This window comes from Pseudomonas sp. NPDC087615, assembly GCF_044743445.1.
GTDB classification, from domain to species: Bacteria; Pseudomonadota; Gammaproteobacteria; order Pseudomonadales; family Pseudomonadaceae; genus Aquipseudomonas; species Aquipseudomonas baetica_A.
Window position 1 is genome coordinate 41,812 of the sequence record NZ_JBIUWM010000032.1, and the last position, 19,276, is coordinate 61,087.

Sequence of the window (19,276 nt, forward strand, 5' to 3'; positions counted from 1 at the left end):
CAAGGCTTTCTGCTTGTCGCATTTGAACGCTAAGCTTGGGCCTATGGATGACTCAGATTATTTACGCCTGCTGACCATCGCGGCCGAGCAAGCCAACGCGTTCCTGTCCAATGCCCGCAAATGGGAGCGTGAGCGTTGGGTCTGCCAGCGCCTGCTGCAAGGCCTCAACATTCCCTACCGCGCCGACGAGTTCGCCCCGGCCGGCGAGCCGCCGGACGTGTTGTTTCGTGATGCCAATTTCGAGGTGTTCTTCGTTCTGGATGAAGGGCGGCGACTCAACGATGAATGGCGCGACGAATTGCAGCGCCGGCGCAGTGCGTTCTCCCTCAGCCAACTGGTGCGCCGCGAAGCCAAGCCGCGACGGATTCCGGCCAATGAATTTCTGCTCAGACTGGCGCCGACCTTGCGCAAGAAAGCCCACAACTACAAGGAGCGCGGCATGGATCTGGGCGAACTGGACATCATCGCTTTCGCCAGCCTCAAGCGTGAGGTTCTGGACCTCAACAGCCACTTTCCGCCCCCCACCGAATATTTGCGCCAAGGCTGGCGCTCGCTGTCCCTCGTCGGCCCGACGTTCGCCCGCGTGTTGTTCGCGCACCCCGATGCACCGGATTTTCTGCGCAGCAACCTGGGCCGTAGCATCGTTTTCGACGTAGGAATCAGCCTGTGACGCCACTTCAACAATTGATCGCCGACGTACCGCAAACCGGCCGTGTGCGCTGGATCGGCGTGCGACCAGAATCCCGTGGGCCGATGATCGAACTCGATGCCGTGGAAGCGCGGCTGGAAGCCGGACTGACTGGCGATCACGCTCGCCCCGGCATCCGCAACGCGCGGCAGGTGACGCTGATTCAGTGGGAGCATCTCGCCGTGATCAGCGCCTTGATGGGGCGCTCGCACGATCAACCGGTCAAGCCTGAGGATCTGCGGCGTAATCTCGTTATCAGCGGCATCAACCTGTTCAGCCTCAAGGGCCGACGCTTTCGCATCGGTCAGGCGATTTTCGAGACAACGGGCTGGTGTCAGCCTTGCGCCCGCCTGCAAAACAACCTCGGCCCCGGCACCTTTCAAGCGGTGCGCGGGCATGGCGGAATCACCGCACGAGTGTTACAAAGCGGGATCATTCGCCTCGACGACGGTGTGTCCGTCGAACCTGTTCCGGACAGCGGCTATGCTGCGTTCAACCCCGGTTGAAAACCGCTGTAGCTTCTGCACATTCAGCAACGTCTACCTGACGAGGCCATTATGACCAGCCGCCTGAACCCCGAAGACCAGAAACATGTCGAAGAGTACCTGCAACTGTCCCAACACCGAGTCGAGCGCCGGCCTTTCCGGCCGTGGATGCTCCTGGTGCTGGTGCTGGCAGTGACCATTGGTCTGGGCCTGCTGAGCCGATTTATCAGTTACCTGACGCTATGAGCTGCATCGCGCTCGCTCGGGTAACCGCACCGATTTCCTTTAAAAACCTTGCGAGTTATCCCCATGTCCCATCGTATTGTTATTGTCGGCGGCGGCGCCGGCGGTCTGGAGTTGGCTACCCGTCTGGGTAAGACTCTGGGCAAGCGCGGCACGGCCAGTGTGATGCTGGTCGACGCTAACCTGACGCACATCTGGAAACCGCTGTTGCACGAAGTGGCCGCCGGATCGCTGAACTCTTCCGAAGACGAACTCAACTATGTCGCCCAAGCCAAATGGAACCACTTCGAGTTCCAGTTGGGCCGCATGAGCGGGCTGGATCGCACACAGAAGAAAATCCAGCTGGCCGCGACCTATGACGAAAACGGCATCGAACTCGTACCTGCGCGCGAAGTGCAGTACGACTCGCTGGTGATCAGCGTCGGCAGCACCACCAACGATTTCGGCACTGAGGGCGCAGCGCAGCACTGCCTGTTCCTCGACACCCGCAAACAAGCCGAGCGTTTCCACCAGCAACTGCTCAACCACTATCTGCGTGCGCACGCCGGGCAAACCGATGTGGTCGAGCAGATCAGCGTGGCCATCGTCGGCGCTGGCGCCACGGGCGTCGAACTGGCAGCGGAACTGCACAACGCCGCCCATGAACTGGCGGCTTACGGGCTGGACCGGATCAAACCGGAAAACATGCACATCACCCTGATCGAGGCCGGGCCACGGGTGTTGCCTGCCCTGCCAGAACGCATCAGCGGGCCAGTGCACAAGACCCTGGAGAAACTCGGGGTCAATGTGATGACCAACGCCGCAGTCAGCGAAGTGACAGCGGACAGCCTGATCACCGCCGACGGCAACGTGATCAACGCCAGCCTGAAAGTCTGGGCAGCCGGCATTCGTGCACCGGGCTTCCTCAAGGACATCGACGGACTGGAAACCAATCGCATCAATCAACTGCAGGTGCTGCCAACCCTGCAGACCACCCGCGACGAGAACATCTTCGCCTTCGGTGACTGCGCCGCGTGCCCGCAACCGGGCTCCGACCGCAACGTACCGCCACGCGCGCAAGCCGCGCACCAACAAGCGTCGCTGCTGGCCAAATCGCTGAAACTGCGCATCGAAGGCAAGACCCTGCCGGAGTACAAATACACCGACTACGGCTCGCTGATCTCGCTGTCGCGTTTTTCGGCTGTGGGTAACTTGATGGGCAATCTGACCGGCAGCGTGATGCTCGAAGGCTGGCTGGCGCGGATGTTTTACGTGTCGCTGTATCGCATGCACCAGATGGCGCTGTACGGGCCGTTCCGCACGGCGATGCTGATGCTGGGCAGCAAGATTGGCCGCGGGACTGAGCCTCGCCTGAAACTGCATTGATGTAAAAACCTGTGGGAGCGGGCATGCTCGCGAAGGCAGTGGATCAGTCGGCCAATGTGCTGGCTAATAGACCGCTTTCGCGAGCAAGCACGCTCCCACGGGGTTTGTGTTGAGCGAAAGACGAGGTGCCTGACTGAGCTCACCACCGTTCTTTGCGCCGGCCAACTTACAACTGGAATCGCCGCACCATGCCCTGCAAGGCATTGGCCAGTTGCGACAACTCATGACTGGCAGCGCTGGTCTGGTCGGCTCCAGCAGCGGAACGCACAGAAAGGTCGCGAATATTCACCAGGTTGCGATCCACCTCCCGCGCCACCTGAGCCTGTTCTTCGGCGGCACTGGCAATCACCATGTTGCGCTCATGGATCTCATGCACCGAAGACGTGATGGTTTGTAGCGCCTCACCCGCACGCTCAGCCAATGTCAGCGTGGTCGTGGCTCGCGCGGCACTGGCCTGCATCGAATCGAGCGCCAGGCTCGAACCGTTGCGCATGCCTTGCACCATCTGCTCGATCTCTTGGGTCGATTGCTGCGTACGATAAGCCAGCGCTCGCACCTCATCGGCGACGACAGCAAAACCTCTACCGCTCTCGCCTGCCCGTGCCGCCTCAATGGCCGCATTGAGCGCCAGCAGGTTGGTCTGCTCGGCAATCGCCCGGATCACGTCCAGCACTTTGCCAATGTCCTGCGATTGGTTGGCCAACGACTGCACCAGATCCCCCGTGTGTTGCACATCGCCGACCAGCGCATTGATGGCACTGGCAGTTTCACTGACCCGCTCTTGCCCCAGATGCGCCGATTCACTGGATTGCCGGGTGGCGTCAGACGTCGACACCGCGTTGCGTGCAACCTCTTCCACGGCCGTGGTCATCTCATTCACAGCCGTCGCTGCCTGCTCAATTTCGTTGTTTTGCTGTTGCAGGCCTTGTGTGCTGTCGAGCGTCACCGCACTGAGCTCGTCAGCAGCGGTCGCTAACTGCGTGGCCGAACCGCTGATCCCTTGCAGGGTTTCGCGCAGGTTTTGCTGCATGGTCGCCAACGCTTTGAGCAAGCGGCTGACTTCGTCGTTGCCGTGGGTCTCGATGGGGCGGGTCAGATCCCCTTGCGCCACACTCTCCGCGGCGCTGACAGCGCTACTTAGCGGGCGCACGATGCTGCGGGTGAGCAACATCGCCAAAGCGACAGTCGCCAGCGCTGCCAGAGCGATGAACACGCTAACGATCATTCGCGACGTTTCATAGTGCGCTGCAGAGTTCTGGCTTTCGACGGCAACCTGTCTGGCGAACAGATCCGCCAGATCATTGAGCTGTTTACCGGAGCCGTCGACCACGGTTTTCATATCGACCAGCAGCAGCTTGGTCAGCTCACCCCGCTTGCCCTGCTCTGCAAAGGTGAAGGATTGCGCAATGCCGGTACGGTAAGCCGCGAAGGTCTTTTTGAACTGATCATAAATCTGCCGGCCTTCGGGGGTGGTGACCAGTTTGTCGTAAGCGGCGATTTTCTCGCTCAACTCTTTGTCACGGATGTCCATCTGGCTGCGGTAAGTGGCGATGTTCTTCGGATCCTGATCCAGCGCCATGCGCAAAGAAATGGTGCGAATACGCAACATCAGTTCGCGAATTTCGTCTCCGCCGCGAATGCTCGGCAACCACTGATTTTCTACCGCAACCTCACTGTCGCGAATACTCGACATCTGTCCGAGCGCAAACACCCCAAGCAATGCCACCAGTACCGCGATCAGGGCAAAGCCCAATGCTGCTCGAGGAGCAATATTCAACTGACGAAGCAACATGACGAGCGCCCTTATTCTTGTAGTGGTCAGAATCAAGGGGCAAAGCAATGGCAGCCCCCTCTTGTTAGCGGGCTATCGGCAAGTTGTACGATGACTTGAAGGGATTTGTCTTTCGTGAGGACAAAAAAAATCCCCGTATCTTTCGATAAGAGGATTTTTAATATGGTCGGGGTAAGGGGATTCGAACTCCTGACATCCTGCTCCCAAAGCAGGCGCGCTACCGGACTGCGCTATACCCCGGTTTGAAATTGGCTCCGTGACCAGGACTCGAACCTGGGACCCAATGATTAACAGTCATTTGCTCTACCGACTGAGCTATCACGGAACTACATATTTCAATTTACAACGGTAAAACTTACAGCTCTTAGACCCTCGTTCGCATCGCTGCGTTCGTGTGTCTGAGGCGCGCTATTCTACAACCTAGATCACCTCTGTCAACCCCCTAAATCGCTTTCAAGTTAATGATTTGCAACTTATTTCAGATTTCTGCTCAGTGAGCTGAAACCTTGTGGGTGACTGACTGCGGGGCGCACTTTACAAGCCTTTTCCTTTGAGTTCAACAGCCTGGCGAAAAAAAGGCCTCGCAAAGCGAGGCCTTCCTTATTTCATTGACGCTGCGGCTCAGTTGAAAACGATTTCGTCGTCCGCAACGGTTCCGGTTGCCGTGTCCCCCGGCATGAAATGCCCCGAGAGGATCAATTGTGCCAGCGGGTTTTCGATCCAGCGCTGAATCGCCCGTTTCAAAGGTCGCGCGCCATAGACCGGGTCGTAACCGACGGCAATCAATTTGTCCATCGCTTGCGGACTCAATTCCAGCTTCAATTCGCGCTCGGCCAGACGACTGCGCAGACGGCCCAACTGAATCTCGGTAATGCCCGCGATCTGATCCCGCGCCAAAGGCTCGAAGATCACCACTTCGTCAACCCGGTTGATGAACTCCGGACGGAAGTGACTGGTCAGCGCATCCATCACAGCCGCACGTTGCGCCTCACGATCACCCACCAGCTCCTGAATCTGCACTGACCCCAGGTTCGACGTCATGACGATCACAGTATTGCGGAAGTCCACCGTACGGCCGTGGCTGTCGGTCAGGCGACCATCCTCAAGCACTTGCAGCAGGATGTTGAACACATCCGGGTGCGCTTTCTCGACTTCGTCCAACAGGATCACCGAGTAAGGCTTGCGCCGCACCGCTTCGGTCAGATAACCGCCCTCTTCGTAACCGACGTATCCCGGTGGTGCACCGATCAGGCGAGCCACAGAATGTTTCTCCATGAACTCGGACATGTCGATCCGCACCATCGCTTCTTCGGTATCAAAGAGGAATTCAGCCAGCGCTTTGCACAGCTCGGTTTTACCGACACCGGTCGGGCCGAGGAACATGAACGAGCCGCTCGGGCGATTCGGGTCCGACAACCCGGCGCGGGAACGCCGAACGGCATTGGCCACCGCCACGACCGCTTCGTCCTGGCCGATCACACGCTGGTGCAACAGGCTTTCCATCTTCATCAGCTTGTCGCGCTCGCCTTCGAGCATTTTCGATACTGGAATACCGGTCCACTTCGACACGACTTCAGCGATTTCTTCCTCAGTCACCTTGCTGCGCAGCAACTGGTTTTCGCTCTTGCCGTGCTGATCGACCATTTGCAGGCTGCGCTCCAGATCCGGGATCACCCCGTACTGCAACTCGGCCATGCGGTTCAGGTCGCCTTTACGGCGCGCCGCTTCCAGCTCCTGACGGGACTGTTCGATCTTCTGCTGAATCTGTGCAGAACCCTGTACCTCGGCTTTTTCCGAGTTCCAGATTTCTTCCAGATCCGAATACTCACGCTCAAGCCGGACAATTTCCTCCTGAAGTTTTTCCAGGCGTTTCATCGCGGCTTCGTCGCTTTCTTTCTTCAGTGCTTGCGATTCCACCTTCAACTGAATCAGGCGGCGCTCCAGACGATCCAGCACTTCCGGCTTGGAGTCGATCTCCATACGGATGCGGCTGGCGGCCTCGTCGATCAGGTCGATGGCCTTGTCCGGCAGTTGCCGATCAGTGATGTAACGATGGCTAAGCTTGGCCGCCGCAATGATTGCACCATCAGTAATCGCGACCTTGTGGTGAACCTCGTAACGCTCCTTGAGGCCACGCAGAATCGCGATGGTGTCTTCTTCACTTGGCTCATCCACCAGCACTTTCTGGAAGCGCCGTTCGAGGGCTGCGTCCTTCTCTATATATTGGCGGTACTCGTTGAGCGTGGTCGCGCCGACGCAGTGCAACTCGCCGCGAGCCAGCGCTGGTTTGAGCATGTTGCCAGCATCCATCGAGCCCTCGCCTTTGCCGGCGCCGACCATGGTGTGCAGTTCGTCGATGAACAGAATGATCTGCCCTTCCTGCTTCGACAGCTCGTTAAGCAGCGATTTCAGGCGCTCTTCGAACTCACCGCGGTACTTGGCACCGGCAATCAATGCGCCCATATCCAGCGAGAGCAGACGCTTGCCCTTGAGGCCGTCCGGCACTTCGCCGTTGATGATGCGCTGGGCCAGGCCCTCGGCAATCGCGGTTTTACCCACACCGGGTTCACCGATCAGCACCGGGTTGTTCTTGGTACGGCGTTGCAGAACCTGAATGGTGCGACGAATTTCATCGTCACGACCGATCACCGGATCGAGCTTGCCGTCTTCGGCACGCTTGGTCAGGTCGACGGTGTATTTATCCAGCGCCTGACGCGACTCCTCGTGGTTGGCGTCGTTGACCGCGTCGCCACCGCGCAGGTTGTTGATCGCGTTCTCCAGCGCTTTCTTGCTCACGCCTTGGCCAAGCAGCAACTTGCCGAGCTTGCTGTTCTCATCCATCGAGGCGAGTAGCACCAGTTCGCTGGAGATGAACTGGTCGCCCTTCTGCTGGGCCAGGCGGTCAGCCTGGTTGAGCAGACGCGCCAAGTCCTGCGACATGTTGACGTCGCCGGTGGGATTCTGGATTTTCGGTAATTGATCGAGCTCTTTGGTCAGCTCTTTGCGCAAGCTATTGATGTCAAAGCCCACCTGCATCAGCAGGGGTTTGATCGAACCGCCCTGCTGCTCAAGCATGGCCTGCATCAAGTGCGCCGGCTCAATAGCCGGATGATCATGGCCGACAGCCAACGATTGGGCGTCGGACAAGGCCAACTGTAATTTGCTGGTTAAACGGTCTATACGCATGGGTTACCTTCCTTTTGAGCAGGCCGGACCTGAAAACCATCCTGAATAAAGAAACCTGCCAGATACCACTGTAGATGCGGTCGATTCTGCGAGATTCAAGCGGCGGAGAGTTGATGCAGGTCAGGCAAGTCTAGCGGGTGAGCCAAACCAGGGAGGCAAAGCGACCAGTGCGCGACGCACGGCGGTAAGAAAAGAAACGCGGATCGGTCACGGTGCAGAAATCGCCACCGTAAACCGCAGTGACACCACGAACTGCAAGACGCAGGCGGGCCAGCTTATAGATGTCAGCCATGAACTTGCCCGCATTGTGGCTCGGGACAAAGGCTGTCGCCGCTTCGGGCAGTTGATCGATAAAGACCTCCCGCACTTCCGGGCCAACTTCAAACGCTTGCGGGCCGATGGCCGGGCCGAGCCAGACCAGCACGTCTTGTGCCGGGACATCGAGCGTATCCAACGTGGCTTCGAGCACACCGGCCGCCAGACCACGCCAACCGGCATGGGCCGCTGCAACGCGGGTGCCGGCGCGATCACAGAAAAGCGCCGGCAAACAATCGGCCGTCATTGCCGTGCAGGCAATACCGGGGGTTGCAGTCCAACTGGCATCAGCCATTGCAACCACGCCCGGATCAGCATGCGCCACGGCAATCCCGTGAACTTGCTGCAACCAGGCAGGCTTTATAGAGAAGTGATCAGTCAGACGCCGACGATTTTCGGCAACAGCCTCAGGACGGTCATCAACATGATCGCCCAGATTGAGGCTGTCGAACGGCGCCTCGCTGACACCACCCTCGCGGGTGGTGACACAGGCCCTGACGCTGGCCGGCGCAGGCCAGTCCGGCGTCAGCCAGTTCATCCGACGAAAGCCTCGCGATCCTGCTTGAGCAGGGTCAGCAACCAGACGAAGTCTTCCGGCAGCGGCGATTCCCAGCTCATGCGCTCACCGCTCGTCGGGTGATCCAGTTCAAGGAAGCGCGCATGCAGGGCCTGACGCGGGAAGTGCTTGAGCGACTCGACCATGGTCGGGTTTGCGGCTGGCGGAATGCGGAAACGACCGCCGTACGCCGGGTCGCCGACCAACGGGAAGTTGATGTGCGACATGTGGACGCGGATCTGGTGGGTACGGCCGGTTTCCAGTTTCACCCGAACGTGGGTGTGCGAACGGAAACGCTCCAGCACGCGGTAGTGGCTGACGGCAGGCTTGCCGCCTTCCATCACCGCCATGCGCTGGCGCTGCTGGCCGTGACGGCCGATCGGGGCGTTGATCTTGCCACCGGCGGTCACCACGCCAATCACGATGCACTCGTAGATCCGGCTAACGCTGCGGCTCTGCAATTGTGCAACAAGCTTTGTCTGCGCCTGAATGGTCTTGGCCACCACCATCAAACCGGTGGTGTCCTTGTCCAGACGATGCACGATACCAGCGCGTGGGACATTGATAATGTCCGGAACGTGGTGCAGCAAGGCGTTGAGCAAAGTGCCATCGGCGTGACCGGCAGCCGGGTGCACCACCAGGCCCGCAGGCTTGTTGATCACCAGAATGTCGTCGTCTTCATAGACGATGTCGAGTTCGATGTCCTGGGCGATCCACTCGCCCTGGGCTTCCTGCTCGGCAGTCAGCTCAAGGATGGCACCGCCATGCACGATGTCGCGAGGGCGGATGACCGCCCCGTCCACAGTCAGGTGACCTTCTTTGATCCAGGCGGATAGGCGCGAGCGTGAGTGCTCAGCGAAGAGTTGGGCGGCGACTTGATCGAGGCGTTGGCCGCCCAAATCGGACGGCACCTCTGCGCGAAGTTCAATTTTATCGGACATGCTCTGACTGGGCGTCGGCACAGCCTTTGGTTTCGGCTGCGCGCTTGTGGTTAAATACGGCGTCTTTTGCCCCGAGGCTTTTCAACGGGGCGCTCATCATAACAGGACGGCCCCGCCCAAGACAGCGGCCGTCATAGGGACGCAAGCCGCCATGCAAGTGAAACACCTGCTGCTGATCGCCATCCTCGCATTGACCGCTGCTTGCTCATCGAAGGAAGTCGTAGACGAAAACCTCAGCGAAGCCGAGCTGTATCAGCAGGCTCAGACTGACCTGGACAACAACAGCTACACCAGCGCCACAGCCAAGCTGAAGGCTCTGGAGTCGCGGTATCCGTTCGGTCGTTACGCCGATCAGGCACAGCTGGAGCTGATCTACGCCAACTATAAAAACGCCGAGCCGGAAGCTGCAAAGTCCGCTGCCGAGCGTTTTATTCGTTTGCATCCGCAGCACCCGAACGTGGATTACGCGTACTACCTTAAAGGTCTGACTTCTTTCGACCAGGACGTCGGCCTGCTGGCGCGCTTCCTGCCGCTGGACATGACCAAGCGTGACCCAGGCGCTGCCCGCGACTCTTACAACGAGTTCGCCCAGCTCACCAGCCGCTACCCGAACAGCCGCTACGCGCCGGACGCCAAGCAGCGCATGATTTACCTGCGCAACCTGCTGGCGGCCTACGAAATCCACGTCGCCGACTACTACCTGACCCGTCAGGCCTACGTCGCCGCTGCCAACCGTGGCCGTTATGTCGTGGAGAACTTCCAGGAAACCCCATCGGTCGGTGACGGCCTGGCGGTGATGACCGAAGCCTATCAGCGTCTGCACCTGGACGAACTGGCGGCCACCAGCCTGGAAACCCTGAAGCTCAACTACCCGAACCACCCGAGCCTGCAAGACGGTCAGTTCGTGCCATCGGTCGCCGAAGCCGACAACCGTTCGTTCCTGAGCAAGGCGACCCTCGGTCTGATCGAGTCGCGTCCACCGCTGCCGCCAGGCGAGACCCGCGCCAACCAGGACGTACAGAAGCAGTTCCAGGACGCCAAAGACGCGATCCCGAACGAGCTCAAACCTAAAGACGAAAACGGCGACGTGATTGAAGAGCCGGAGCCTGAGTCGAGCAACACCGACCGTTCGTGGTTCAGCTACATGACTTTCGGCGTGTTCGACTGATCACACCGGATGTACAAAAAGGGAGATCTTCGGATCTCCCTTTTTCATTACCACGCTTTAATAGGCTGTGCGCTTGTCAGGTCCTTGGCTAAACTGCCGGATCATCAGTCGGAAAGCCGCTCATTATGTTTCGTTTATTGTTCTGGATCGTCCTGATAGTTGCTGCGGTATGGCTGTGGCGCAAATTCAAGGCATCCGCCTCGTCCACACAATCTCCACGCTCGCCTCGCGAACAAGACGCCTCACCAATGGTGCGTTGCGCCCATTGTGGCGTGCACCTGCCCCGCGACCGCGCGCTGAGCGTTCAACAACAGTGGTATTGCAGCCAGGCTCACCTTGAGCAAGGCCCAGGCACCAGTGATCGCTGAGGCCGCCAACGCCAACAGCAAACAGGCTCAGCGTCTGCTGCGCCTTTATCATCTTTATCGTTTAAGTGTCGGCATCACGCTGGTGCTGCTGATTTCCAGCAACATGGACAACCGTCTGTTGACGTCGGCCAACGACGATCTGCTGCGCGGTGGCAGTTGGCTGTATCTGATCCTCAACATTCTGCTCGTGGTGTTTCTGGAAAACACCCGCCGCCCCGCACAACTGTTCAGTCTGGCGCTGGTCGACGTATTGCTGCTGTGCGGCCTGTTCTATGCGGCAGGTGGCGTTGCCAGCGCCCTGGGAAATTTGCTGATTGTCTCGGTGGCCATCAGCAATACCTTGCTACGACGACGCATCGGTCTGCTGATCGCCGCCATTGGGGCTCTCGGCATTGTCGGTCTGAGTTTTCTACTGAATTTCAGCCATCCCCTGAACGCCAACGAATACCTGCAGGCCGGCACTCTCGGCGCACTGTGTTTTGCCGCGTCTCTGCTGGTGCAAGGACTCGCCCGGCGCTTGGAAGTCAGCGAAACACTGGCCGAACAGCGCGCCAGCGAAGTGGTGGGCCTGGAAGCCCTCAACGCGTTGATCCTGCAGCGCATGCGCACCGGGATTCTGGTGCTCGACGAACAACGGCGGGTACAACTGGCCAACCACAGCGCCCAGACGTTGCTCGCACAAGCCCCTCTTCAAGGCCATTTGATCGACGACTACTCGCCGGCGCTGGTTGATCGTCTGCAACTGTGGATGAATAACCCGACCCTGCGCCCGCAGAGCCTGAAAATTCCCGGCAACGGTCTGGAGTTGCAACCGAACTTCATTGCACTTGAGCAAAGTCCGAACCAGCAAACACTGGTGTTCCTCGAGGATCTGGCGCAGATCGCCCAACAGGCCCAGCAACTCAAGCTCGCCGCCCTCGGACGCTTGACTGCCGGCATCTCCCACGAGATTCGTAATCCGCTGGGTGCCATCAGTCATGCCGCGCAGCTATTGGGTGAATCCGAGGAACTCGACAGCGCGGATAGGCGTCTGACGCAGATTATTCAAGATCACTCCCAGCGCATGAACCGAGTCATCGAAAACGTCCTGCAACTGTCCCGCCGCCAGCAAAGCGCCCCCCAACGGCTGGAACTCAAGCCGTGGCTGGAAAGCTTCGTCGCCGAAAGCCGCGAACAGGCCACCGAGCGCCAGCAGATTCATCTGCGAGTCAACTCGGGGGACTTCACCACCCTGATGGACCCCAACCAACTCACACAAATTCTCGACAATCTGTTACGCAACGGTTGGCGTCATAGCGCCTTGCTGCATGATCAGGCCGAGGTCTGGCTGGCGCTGTTCATCGACGCCGATAGCCAGTTGGCGACGCTCGAAGTGCAGGACAACGGCCCCGGCGTGCCGCCCGACGAGCAGGCGCACCTGTTCGAACCCTTCTTCACCACCAGCAGCCAAGGCACCGGCCTTGGGCTTTATCTGTCCCGTGAGCTGTGCGAAAGCAACCAAGCGCGCCTAGACTTCAAACCACGCCAAGGCGGCGGCTGCTTTCGCATCACCTTTGCTCACGGACGGAAACAAAGTTGAACACGAGCCCACGGCAAAAAATCCTTATCGTCGACGACGAACCGGATATCCGCGAACTCCTGGAAATCACCTTGGGACGGATGAAACTCGACACCCTCAGCGCACGCAACTTCAGCGAAGCCCGGACGCTGTTACACAACGAGTCCTTCGACCTGTGCCTGACCGACATGCGCCTGCCCGACGGTACGGGGCTGGAACTGGTGCAACACATCCAGCAACGTTACCCGCAACTGCCGGTGGCGATGATTACCGCCTACGGCAGCCTGGAAACGGCGATCAATGCCCTCAAAGCCGGGGCGTTCGACTTTCTCACCAAACCTGTCGATCTCACTCGCCTGCGCGAACTGGTCAGCACTGCCCTGCGCATGCCCGCATCTGGCGGACTCGGCACATCGATTGATCGGCGCTTGCTGGGCGAATCGCCACCGATGCGCAATTTGCGAAAACAGATCGACAAACTCGCCCGCAGCCAGGCGCCGGTGTACATCAGTGGCGAGTCCGGTAGTGGCAAAGAATTGGTCGCAAGACTGATTCACGAACAAGGACCACGCGCCAGTCAGCCCTTCGTGCCAGTGAACTGTGGGGCGATTCCTTCGGAGCTGATGGAAAGCGAATTCTTCGGTCATCGCAGAGGCAGCTTTACCGGCGCCGTCGAGGACAAACCCGGGTTGTTTCAAGCTGCGCATGGCGGCACGTTATTCCTTGATGAAGTGGCGGACTTGCCTCTGCCGATGCAGGTAAAACTGCTGCGGGCGATTCAGGAGAAAGCCGTGCGCAGTGTCGGCGGCCAGCAGGAAAGCGTGGTCGACGTGCGGGTTCTTTGCGCCACACACAAAGATTTGGAGGCGCAGGTTACAGCCGAGCGCTTTCGTCAGGATCTCTATTACCGGCTAAACGTGATTGAACTGCGCGTGCCGCCTCTGCGCGAACGGCGCGATGACATTGAAGTGTTGGCCAGCCATATGCTCAAGCGCCTGGCCAGCGCCAGCGGCCAACCGGCGGCACGTTTGCACCCGCAGGCCTTGGAAGCACTAAAAAGTTACCGGTTTCCGGGGAATGTCAGGGAACTGGAAAACGTCCTCGAACGAGCGCACACATTGTGCGAAAACCAGGTGATCGAGGTTGGGGACTTGCGACTGAGCGAAGGCAATTGCACGGCCGAGAGCGGCATTGCCGACCTCACGCAGATCGACAATCTTGAGGATTATCTGGAGAACGTCGAGCGCAAACTGATTTTGCAGGCGCTGGAGGAAACCCGCTGGAACCGCACGGCGGCGGCACAGCGCTTGAGTCTGTCGTTTCGGTCGATGCGCTATCGCCTGAAGAAGCTCGGTCTGGATTGAGGTCCCCTTCGCAAGCTCGCTCCCAAAGGTTTAGAGGGTGTACATGAATAGTGTGTACAGCAAGCCCCCGTGTGGGAGCGGGCTTGCTCGCGAAAGCGGTATCGCAAACGCCAACGAATACCTGACTAAATGCGGCCTTCAGGTGCATAAGGCGCCGGATCAATAATCGGCGTCCGTCCCAGCATCACATCGGCAAACAACTGGCACGACGCCGGTGCCAGCACCAGTCCATTGCGGTAATGACCGCAGTTGAGCCACAACCCATCAAACCCCGGCACCCGGCCAATATAGGGAATACCTTCCGGCGACCCCGGACGCAATCCCGCCCAATGCCCGACCACTTCGGCATCTGCCAGCGCCGGCAACAACTCAATCGCAGACGCCTTGAGGCTTTCGAGCGCCACGTCGGTCGGTGTCTTGTCGTAGCCCTCATGCTCCAGCGTACTGCCGATCAGGATATGCCCGTCGCGGCGCGGAATCGCATAGCGCCCTTTGGCCAGCACCATGCTTGGCAGAAAATCCGCTGCGCACTTGTACAGAATCATCTGGCCTTTGACCGGCTCGACCGGCAGCGTCAGGTCCAGCGTCTTGAGCAAATCACCGCTCCATGCGCCCGCCGTCAGAACCACTTGATCGCCCGCGATCAGCCCATTGGATGTCTCGACACCAATGACTCGCTCACCCTCGCGAACAAATCCGCTGACTTCACATTGTTCGTGAATGGTCACGTTTGGCAGCGCCAGCAGCGCCGCTTTCAGCGACTTGACCAGCCGCGGATTTCTGACGTTGGCCACATCAGCCATGTAGATCGCTCGTGAGAAACCTTCACCGAGCACCGGCACCGCTTCGTGGGCAGCCGAGATATCCACAGCCTGCAGCGGACGGTTTTCCCGTTTGGCCCACGCCAGCGCTTCGGCCTCGTCATCGAGATCCAGCCAGTACAAGCCCGTGGTATGCACCTGGGGATCAACCCCGGTATCGGCGAACAAGCGCTCGCCGAGCTGTGGATAAAAATCCTGCGACCAATGCGCCAGCGCGGTAACGGCCGGGCTGTAGCGCCACGGATACAGCGGAGAAACAATGCCGCCGCCAGCCCAGGACGATTCCTGGCCGACGTTCGAGCGATCCAGCAGCACCACGCTGCGCACTTCGGAGGCGAGATTGTAGGCGGTGAGCAGGCCAATTACCCCGCCACCGACAATCACCACTTGCTGTTGCCTGGTCATGTTTGATCCAACCGTAAAAAAGACAGTGGGCGCAAAAGGCGCCCGAAAGAAAGCGCCTCAGCGGCCCCAGCAATCCTTGGTGGTCAGCCCGGTAGTCGCGTTGTTCATGCTTCTGACACCGGTGTTGGTGAGGGTGAAGTCCCCGCACTTGTCGGTGGCCATGGCCGTGCCCGTTTTACGGGTGGCGGTCAGCAGGAAGGTCTGGTCAGCAATGGTCGGCGTGACGGTGTAGAAATCGTTGCCTGTGCTGAGCCCGGTAATGCCGGTGTAGACATTGTTCTTGGTGTAGAAACGTTCGAGGGTCTGCGCCTGCTCCGACAGCAGCGATACCACCTCGGCGCGGCGGCCCTTTTTCACGTATTCGGTGAGGCTTGGATAGCCGATGGTGATGACGATCCCGATGATCGCAATCACGATCATGATTTCGATCAGGGTAAAACCTCGGTTGAATCTGCGCATGCCTCAAGCTCTCACTTACTGTATTTGTCGCCACATGATACGACGGCTGCCGCCGCCGGATTTTTCCACCAGGGTAGTCACGCCACCACTGGAGTCACTCACGATCTTGCGCGTTGCACCGTTGACGATGGCATTCAGGGTCGGGATGCCGCCGGTAAACACAACGCCACTGGAAATCGTGTCATTGCTGTCGACCACGCCATCGGCGTTGGTATCGAGCACCGCGTAGTTGAGCATCTTACCGCTGAACGCATCGAGTTCGACCAGTTTGCCAGTGCCGAAACTGGCACAGGGATCGGTGGTATCGACGCTCGCCGTGGTGAAGATGATCCGACCGAGCACCAGGCTGGCCTGATTGATCACCCGCTCACCGGTCAGCGCGTTGTTATACACCAATGGCAGATACCAGCCTTTCTCCCCCGGATAAGTCGTGTCGTTCTGGGTGGTGGTAATGAATTGCCCGGAACTGCCGGAGAATACGCCCGTGACGGCCTGCGCCCGCAAACTGCTGACGGTGAGTTGCCCCGAGCCGCCATCGGCATCCCACACCGAGTAGAACGCCTGTAAATCCTTGTTGGTCTTGTCAGCAGTTTCGTTGAACTTGCCGGTGCCGACGAATATCTGTTTGCCGCCCAGCGCGTTGTCTGCCAGCAGCGGTTGCGCGGTAATCGGCTGAGTCAATCCACCTGCCGTGGTGAACAACGGTTTGCCGGAAAATGCTACGCCCCAACTGCTGGTCGACGTCGCGCTCAAATCGAACTTCCACAAGCGCCCTTTCAAGTCACCGCCATAGGCAGCCTGCACCACATTGGACGAGTTGACCTTGAGTTTCACCGAGGATAGACCGTTAGTGGTTTCAGTACTGTCGATCACGATTTTCCTGATCAACGATCCATCACGCACATCCAGTACATACAAGGCGGCCACCCCGGAGTTGCTGCCATAACCGTTGGCAATGAACGCCGCCCAGCGCCCATCGGCCAAGCGTGCCACTTCCGGGCGGGCATAGGCGTAACCCAGATCATTAAAAGCGTTGGCGGTGCTGGCGGTGGCCGGTGCGCTGACTTCCCACAGAGCGCGCAAAACGTTGCCCGCAGACGCGTCGAACAGTTGCAGCGCATAGAACGTTTTGCCACCGGCACCAGTGCCGCCGATGGCCAGGGTTTTCCAGGCGCTGTTGAGTTGGGCGTCATACACGCCGACCTGACCGTCGACCAGAAACTTGTGGCTGACACCGTTGATGTAGGTCGGATCGGCAATCAGGCGAAGCGAGGGCAAGACACTGGATGGCATATAGGCGTATCGCCGAGTGCCGTTGGCCGAGTTGATGACATTGACGAAGCCGTCGTTGGCATTCACCACAAGGCTGGTGTTCATATTCGACGCTTTGGTGTTCAAGTAGGAGGTATAGGTGGTGTCGCCAGACAGATCGGAGGCAGTTTTATCCGTTGGCGACGCCAGCACCAGTGGCGAGTTGATGATGTCACCCAGCAACACACTGCGAACCTTGAACCCGGCTTTGTTGGTCCCTTTGCTCCACTCCACCAGATCGTTACCCGTCATGCCGGTGGGCAGGCCCTGACTGAGTGTCGTCTGCTGTGTGGCGGAAAAGTTACCGTAGGACAGCGTTACAGCGGCGTTGCTGGATGTGTTCCAGGATTGGTAAGTCGGCGCCGTAGTCCCCGGCACGATGGTCGTGTCAGTGGTCCAGAGTGTCGCCGACGTGTTCACCGCCCCGGCCGCTGTGAAGCCAAAGGACTTGATCGTCCCGCGCCAATCCTTGGGGTCGTAGCTGGTCTGGAAATAGCTGGTGCCGCTGGCGAGTGTGGTGCCGCTGGTGACACCGCTGCCGCCGGAGCCGGCCTTGGACGTGATATCGCTGAGCGCCGACGACAATGCCGCGTTCAGCCCAGTGCTGTCAGTCGCTTGATAGTACCTCCCCTGTCCGTAACTCGCCGCGTCCGAGAGCATCTCGTTGTCAGCGGTGAACCCCACGGTGTAGGTGTTCATGTTCTGTTTGGGAAAATCCACTGCGTTCCAGCTCTTGCCCGCCGCGTCCGTACCGGTTGAACGCATGTCGATGTCAAAAGCGAATTTGGCGATGTCATCCAGATAGAGTGTGTCCCCCTCGTCGTCGCCATTGAGGTTATTGCCGTCATTGTTGACGCCATCCCAGTTCGGTAAACGGCTGCCGCCTAACGGATCGTTGGTCGGGAAGGTACGGTCGAATGTCGGCAAACCGTCAGTGATCACCACTCCGTAATTTTTTTGGCAGCGATAGTGGATCGGGCTGGTGTAGGTGCTCGGCGCATTGTTGTAGTAAGGCGTCATACCGCGCATGTAGCGGCTGACTTCGTAATAGGTTTCCGCCAGTGGCGTGTTCGCCACAGCGCTCAGTCCGTTGATCGAGGAGATCAGAGCGTTGTAGTTGCTGTCGGCCTGGGCCTGGGTAACGCTGCCGGTCACCGGTGACAGATCACTGATGGTACGGGCGATGTAACCGCCATTACCTGAATTGTTGCTGGTGACCGGATTGAACGTCGACAGGCCAATGCGCAATGTGCGATTGCTGGTCACCAGAGCTGTCGATACGTTGCGCGCGACATTGATCCGGTAGTCGTTGGGAATCGCTCCGGTGGTGAAGTCACGGTTACTGCCGTTGGCCAGGCCGACCACGTAGGAAATGTAGTCCGCTGAGTATCGGGTGTTGCCACCACCCACCGGATCCGGCAATTTCAGGCAAAGCGGCGTCAGACTGTTGTTGTAAAACGCATACGCTCCGCCGGAGCAACCGGATGTCGAAAGGCTCGACAAAAATACCGTGTTACCGCTGATCTCCGTCGAACTGAAGCACAACCCGAAAAAACCGTTGCACTGTCGTGCCGGTGTGCGGTCAACGGCAGGATCGAATCCCGGCGCATAAATGATGCTGTTCATGCTCCCCGAGTCGTCGATAAGCAGCATCACATTCGGCGCTACTGCTGCAGCGCTCAACAGCGGCGAGTCGGATGGTGTGAACGCATAGACCGGTGTTGCCAAATAGAAACCCAGCAGCATGCCGAACAGCAGCGATGCGCAGCGCTTAATACTTCGCATAGACACTCTCCACCACACTGCGCGAAGTGCCAGCAATGCCGACCGCGGTCACCCGATAAAGCGTTGCCGAGGTGTTGCTCGGCACGTTGACGGCGGTCAGCGTCGTGCCGATGTTCTGCACGCCATAGAAGCCGTTACCGGCGGTGATCCAGGTCACGCCCGATGTCGAATTGAACCCCGCCGCACTGACCACCGATGACTCTGCCGGCGGCGCACATTGTGTCGTGCCGCTGCACACTGCCAGCGTATAGGTATCGAGTTGCACCGCACTCTCACCCACCCGCAACGCTGCTTCAGCGGTCTGGAACGATTGATTGCGCAGGCTCACACTACCCGCCATTTTTTCCTGAAGGGTGGCGCTTTGCATCGACGAAAGGCCGATCATCGTCAGCAACAACAGAAACACCAGGCTGACCAGCAGCACCATGCCGCGTTGCGCCTGACGTTGATGGAAAGAAATCCTCAT

Annotated in this window: 16 protein-coding genes, 2 tRNA genes and 1 pseudogene; 8 read left to right on the forward strand and 11 right to left on the reverse strand. The window is 59.0% G+C overall.

From position 1 onward, the window contains the following. Positions 1–43: 43 nt before the first annotated feature. From ACIOU6_RS17005 to ACIOU6_RS17020, 4 genes are all read left to right on the forward strand, one after another. Entirely contained in the window at positions 44–670 is a 627-nt protein-coding gene (locus ACIOU6_RS17005) for a DUF1780 domain-containing protein (protein WP_003228301.1), read from the forward strand. After that, positions 667–1,194 carry an MOSC domain-containing protein gene (locus tag ACIOU6_RS17010; protein WP_221733555.1) on the forward strand — a complete coding sequence of 176 codons (528 nt, stop codon included), beginning with the start codon at positions 667–669 and terminating at the stop codon, positions 1,192–1,194. Before ACIOU6_RS17005 ends, ACIOU6_RS17010 begins: the two co-directional genes overlap by 4 nt. Positions 1,195–1,245: 51 nt before the next feature. Continuing rightward, positions 1,246–1,419 (forward strand): DUF3094 domain-containing protein, encoded by a 174-nt coding sequence (locus ACIOU6_RS17015; protein WP_007909875.1) that lies wholly within the window; start codon positions 1,246–1,248, stop codon positions 1,417–1,419. A gap of 63 nt (positions 1,420–1,482) precedes the next feature. Then, entirely contained in the window at positions 1,483–2,781 is a 1,299-nt protein-coding gene (locus tag ACIOU6_RS17020) for an NAD(P)/FAD-dependent oxidoreductase (RefSeq protein ID WP_221733554.1), read from the forward strand. 166 nt (positions 2,782–2,947) lie between these two features. Here ACIOU6_RS17020 and ACIOU6_RS17025 read toward each other — a convergent pair whose 3' ends face one another. From ACIOU6_RS17025 to rluD, 7 genes and pseudogenes are all read right to left on the reverse strand, one after another. Next, complete coding sequence (locus tag ACIOU6_RS17025) at positions 2,948–3,811, reverse strand: methyl-accepting chemotaxis protein (RefSeq protein ID WP_401138127.1); 864 nt, start codon at positions 3,809–3,811, stop codon at positions 2,948–2,950. Beyond that, a pseudogene (locus ACIOU6_RS17030) lies at positions 3,803–4,573 on the reverse strand (MCP four helix bundle domain-containing protein); the annotation flags it as partial. The pseudogene ACIOU6_RS17030 and the gene ACIOU6_RS17025, both read right to left, overlap by 9 nt. A 163-nt stretch (positions 4,574–4,736) precedes the next feature. Continuing rightward, positions 4,737–4,813, reverse strand: a tRNA-Pro gene (locus tag ACIOU6_RS17035). A gap of 9 nt (positions 4,814–4,822) precedes the next feature. Next, positions 4,823–4,898 (reverse strand) — tRNA-Asn (locus tag ACIOU6_RS17040). A 296-nt stretch (positions 4,899–5,194) separates the two neighbouring features. Continuing rightward, the gene (clpB, locus tag ACIOU6_RS17045; RefSeq protein ID WP_221730084.1) at positions 5,195–7,759 is read right to left on the reverse strand and encodes an ATP-dependent chaperone ClpB; all 2,565 of its coding nucleotides are present in this window, start codon (positions 7,757–7,759) and stop codon (positions 5,195–5,197) included. 130 nt (positions 7,760–7,889) lie between these two features. Beyond that, the gene (gene pgeF, locus ACIOU6_RS17050; RefSeq protein ID WP_221730085.1) at positions 7,890–8,612 is read right to left on the reverse strand and encodes a peptidoglycan editing factor PgeF; all 723 of its coding nucleotides are present in this window, start codon (positions 8,610–8,612) and stop codon (positions 7,890–7,892) included. Beyond that, positions 8,609–9,571, reverse strand: coding sequence for a 23S rRNA pseudouridine(1911/1915/1917) synthase RluD (rluD, locus tag ACIOU6_RS17055; protein ID WP_221730086.1), 963 nt, complete (start codon positions 9,569–9,571; stop codon positions 8,609–8,611). The genes pgeF and rluD overlap by 4 nt, the downstream gene beginning before the upstream one ends. A 151-nt stretch (positions 9,572–9,722) precedes the next feature. Here rluD and ACIOU6_RS17060 point away from each other — a divergent pair, with 151 nt between their 5' ends. From ACIOU6_RS17060 to ACIOU6_RS17075, 4 genes are all read left to right on the forward strand, one after another. After that, a complete protein-coding gene (locus ACIOU6_RS17060; protein WP_221730087.1) occupies positions 9,723–10,739 on the forward strand; it encodes an outer membrane protein assembly factor BamD in 1,017 nt (338 codons plus the stop codon). 125 nt (positions 10,740–10,864) lie between these two features. After that, complete coding sequence (locus ACIOU6_RS17065) at positions 10,865–11,107, forward strand: PP0621 family protein (protein WP_260455540.1); 243 nt, start codon at positions 10,865–10,867, stop codon at positions 11,105–11,107. Next, positions 11,097–12,686, forward strand: a complete 1,590-nt coding sequence (locus ACIOU6_RS17070; protein WP_401138130.1) for a sensor histidine kinase — start codon at positions 11,097–11,099, stop codon at positions 12,684–12,686. The genes ACIOU6_RS17065 and ACIOU6_RS17070 overlap by 11 nt, the downstream gene beginning before the upstream one ends. Then, positions 12,683–14,029: a sigma-54-dependent transcriptional regulator gene (locus tag ACIOU6_RS17075; protein ID WP_401138098.1), complete on the forward strand. Its 1,347-nt coding sequence runs from the start codon at positions 12,683–12,685 to the stop codon at positions 14,027–14,029. Before ACIOU6_RS17070 ends, ACIOU6_RS17075 begins: the two co-directional genes overlap by 4 nt. A gap of 125 nt (positions 14,030–14,154) precedes the next feature. Here the strand turns inward: ACIOU6_RS17075 and thiO are convergent, their stop codons facing one another. From thiO to ACIOU6_RS17095, 4 genes are read right to left on the reverse strand one after another with little or no spacing between them, the layout of a single operon-like run. Beyond that, positions 14,155–15,255 carry a glycine oxidase ThiO gene (thiO, locus tag ACIOU6_RS17080; protein WP_221730089.1) on the reverse strand — a complete coding sequence of 367 codons (1,101 nt, stop codon included), beginning with the start codon at positions 15,253–15,255 and terminating at the stop codon, positions 14,155–14,157. Between the two features lie 57 nt (positions 15,256–15,312). Further along, on the reverse strand, positions 15,313–15,714 hold the full coding sequence (locus tag ACIOU6_RS17085) for a type IV pilin protein (RefSeq protein ID WP_221730090.1): 402 nt from the start codon (positions 15,712–15,714) through the stop codon (positions 15,313–15,315). A gap of 15 nt (positions 15,715–15,729) precedes the next feature. Further along, positions 15,730–18,810, reverse strand: coding sequence for a pilus assembly protein (locus ACIOU6_RS17090; protein ID WP_401138102.1), 3,081 nt, complete (start codon positions 18,808–18,810; stop codon positions 15,730–15,732). Then, positions 18,797–19,276 (reverse strand): PilX N-terminal domain-containing pilus assembly protein, encoded by a 480-nt coding sequence (locus ACIOU6_RS17095; protein WP_401138105.1) that lies wholly within the window; start codon positions 19,274–19,276, stop codon positions 18,797–18,799. Before ACIOU6_RS17095 ends, ACIOU6_RS17090 begins: the two co-directional genes overlap by 14 nt.